Origin of the sequence: Streptomyces sp. SPB074 (genome assembly GCF_000154905.1) — a bacterium.
Classification (GTDB): Bacteria; Actinomycetota; Actinomycetes; order Streptomycetales; family Streptomycetaceae; genus Streptomyces.
On sequence record NZ_GG770539.1, the window covers coordinates 5,397,545 to 5,400,399 of the forward strand.

General features: G+C 78.1%; 2 protein-coding genes. Both read right to left on the reverse strand.

The genetic code is table 11. The features are described 5' to 3' along the window. Positions 1-887, reverse strand: an 887-nt coding sequence (locus SSBG_RS22915) for a phytoene desaturase family protein (protein ID WP_008748447.1), incomplete at its 3' end; no start/stop codon positions are given. 379 nt (positions 888-1,266) lie between these two features. After that, positions 1,267-1,890, reverse strand: coding sequence for a TetR/AcrR family transcriptional regulator (locus SSBG_RS22920; protein ID WP_008748448.1), 624 nt, complete (start codon positions 1,888-1,890; stop codon positions 1,267-1,269). Positions 1,891-2,855: the final 965 nt, after the last annotated feature.

The window sequence follows — 2,855 nt, forward strand, 5'->3', positions numbered from 1 at the left end:
CCGAGCAGCCGCGCGAGGACCGCCGGGGCGACCCCCGCCACGACGTGCTCGGCCGCCACGAACGAGCCGTCGGCCAGCTCCACCCCGGCCGCGCGCCCGTCCTTCTCGGCGATCCGCGTCACCTCCGAGCCGTACACGAACTCCACCCGCCGCTCGACGCACCGCGCGTGCACCGCGTCCGCGAGCGCCCGCAGCCCGCCGCGCACCGCCCAGACGCCGAAGGTGTGCTCGATGAACGGCAGCACGGCCGCGCTCGCCGGCACCCGCTCCGCGTCCAGCCCGGCGGCCAGCGCGTAACTCTCCAGGAGCGCCCGCAGGCGGGGCTCGCGCAGCTCCAGCTCACCCACCTCGGCGAGCGTGCGCGCCCGCCGCTCGCGGCGCAGCGGCCTGCGCACGGGCGGCGCCGGGTAGGGCTCGCGCTCCGCGAGGACCTGCCAGTTGGGCCACTGGGTCTCCTCCAGGAGCGGGCGGCGGGTACGGTCCCAGGCCTCGCGCGCCCGGCCGAGGAAGTCCGTCCACCGCGCGCCCGCACCCGCACCGAGCGCGGCGTCCAGCGCCTGCGCGACACCCCCGCGCGAGGCGTTCGGCAGCGCGAACTCCGTTCCGTCGGCGAAGACATGGCGCGCGGCCGGGTCCACCTGCTCCAGGACGAGCCGGTCCTCCAGCGGGGCGCGCCCCGTCTTCACGAACAGGTCGCGGTACACGGCGGGCAGCGTCAGGAGCCCGGGCCCCGTGTCGAAGCGGAAACCGTCGCGCGCGTACGTGCCGAGCGCGCCCCCGTACGTCGGGCCGCGCTCGTGCACCACCACCTGGTGCCCCGCGATCGCGAGCCGGGCCGCCGCCGCCATGGCGCCGAGCCCCGCGCCGATCACCACAATCCGTGCCATGCCGGCGACTTTATCCGGCCCCCTCAGCCGCCCCGCGCCCTGTCCCGGACTCGCGGGGTGCCCCGTCCAAAGCCCCCTCCCGCGCCCCGTCCGGAGCCGGTCCGGGCAGTGGCGCGGGAATCCGCCAGGGTGCTCCGCCCCATCCCTGAGTACTCCTACTCAGCACCCGTCTTGAGTACGCCGACGGATGGGCCCCGACCTGCGCGGACGGCACAGTGGTGGACGGATCGGGGGCCCCTCGCCCCGGTACCGCCGACACGGGGCGGCGGAACCGGGCGGGGCCCCTTGGGGCGGCACGTCCCCTCACTCCGGTGAGGGACGGGCCGCCGTTCCCACACCGCCGCCGCCGTCCCCCTGTGCCGCCGCTTCCGTGCCGCCGTCAGGCGGGGCGTCCCGCGACCCGTCCGCGCAGCAGCAGCGACAGCGCCCCGTGCACCTCGTCGAGCGAGCGCCCCGGCTGGAACGCCTGCCAGTCGAGCGCGGCGACGAGGACCATGCCGACGAGCGCGGCGGCCGTGAGCGGGACGTCGATCTCCTCGCTCAGCTCGCCGGCGGCGACCCCCGCGCCGAGCGCGCCCTCCACGACGGCCACCACCTCCTGCCGCACGACACCGAGCGTCTCCCGCCAGGCCCGGTTCGTGCGCCACAGCTCCGCCACGTACAACTGCGTGAACGCCGGATAGCGCTCGATGAAGACGAGGCCCGCGCGGATCATCGCGTCCAGCGCGGCGACCGGGCCGCCGCCCGCCGCCCCCGTCCGCTCCGCCGCCTCGCGCAGAGCCGCCGTCAGCAGCCCCACGCCGTGCCGCAGCAGCGCTTCGAAGAGCCCCGCCTTGCTGCGGAAGTTGTAGTAGACGGTGCCCTTCGCGACCCCGGCCCGCTCCGCGATCTGGTCGACGGTCGTGGCGGAGAAACCCTGCTCCGCGAGGAGCGTGACGGCGGCGTCGTAGAGCTTGTGCCGCGTCGCCCGCCGCCGCTCCTCACCGGTGCTGCTGCTGTCCATGCCACCGATTCTCACAGGCCCGGCCCGCCCCCGCCGGGGAGCGGCCCACGGGGGGAGGGGAGCGGGCGGGGCGGGAATCACGTGCGCGCGTGTCCCCCGATCGGAGTGAATGTCCAGCTCAGGGGTGATTGTCAGTGCGGGAAGCGAGGATGGGGGCACACGCGGTCACGGTGACAGGGAGCGGAGCGCTCCAGGACGGAGGAGGTACGCCATGGCCCACACGCCCAGCGGTGACGCCGCAACCCCTCGACCGGAGAGCCGGCGCGAGGAGGAGGGGAGCGGCGGCGGGCGGCACGAGGCGCCGGAGCAGTTGCGGCTCCCGGTGTCCGAGCGGACGGCCACCGTGCCCGCGCCGCCCCGCGCCCGGCAGCGCGTCGCCCGGCAACTCGCCTTCCCGGTCGCGCCCGCCCCGCGCGGGCCGCGACCCGAGCCCAGGCCCGATTCCGGCTCCCGGCCCCGTTCCGAGTCCCCGGCCCGTTCCGAGTTCCCGCCCCGTTCCGAGTCCCCGACCCCGTCGCAGCCCGGGCCCCGCTCCAGGCCCGAGCCTCCGCGTCCGGGGCCGCGCGGCCCTGCGGCGGGGTTCCCGCGCCCCGGCGAGCGGGACCGGGCGGCGGCGGCGCGCGTCGTGACGGAGGGAGAACGGGGCGCGGCGAGGGAGAGCCGCGCCAAGACGGGGGCGCGGGACGACAGGGCGACGGACGGCGGGCGCGCGGCGCCTCGTACGGGGAACGGCGTCGAGGAGGGCGCGGGGGCGCGCGACGCGGGGCTGCCGCTGCGCGCCGGGAGCACGGCGCGGCGGCGGAAGGCGCCACGGGGCGAGGCCGAACCCGCCGTCCGTGGCGGGGGCGGGGCCGGTCCCGCCCCCGTGGGCGGGCGCGCGGCCGGGTACGGGGCCCGCGGCCGCTACGGGGCCCGACCTCCCCGGCGGGGGCGCGACCGGCACGGGTCCCGCTGTCCGTGCCGGG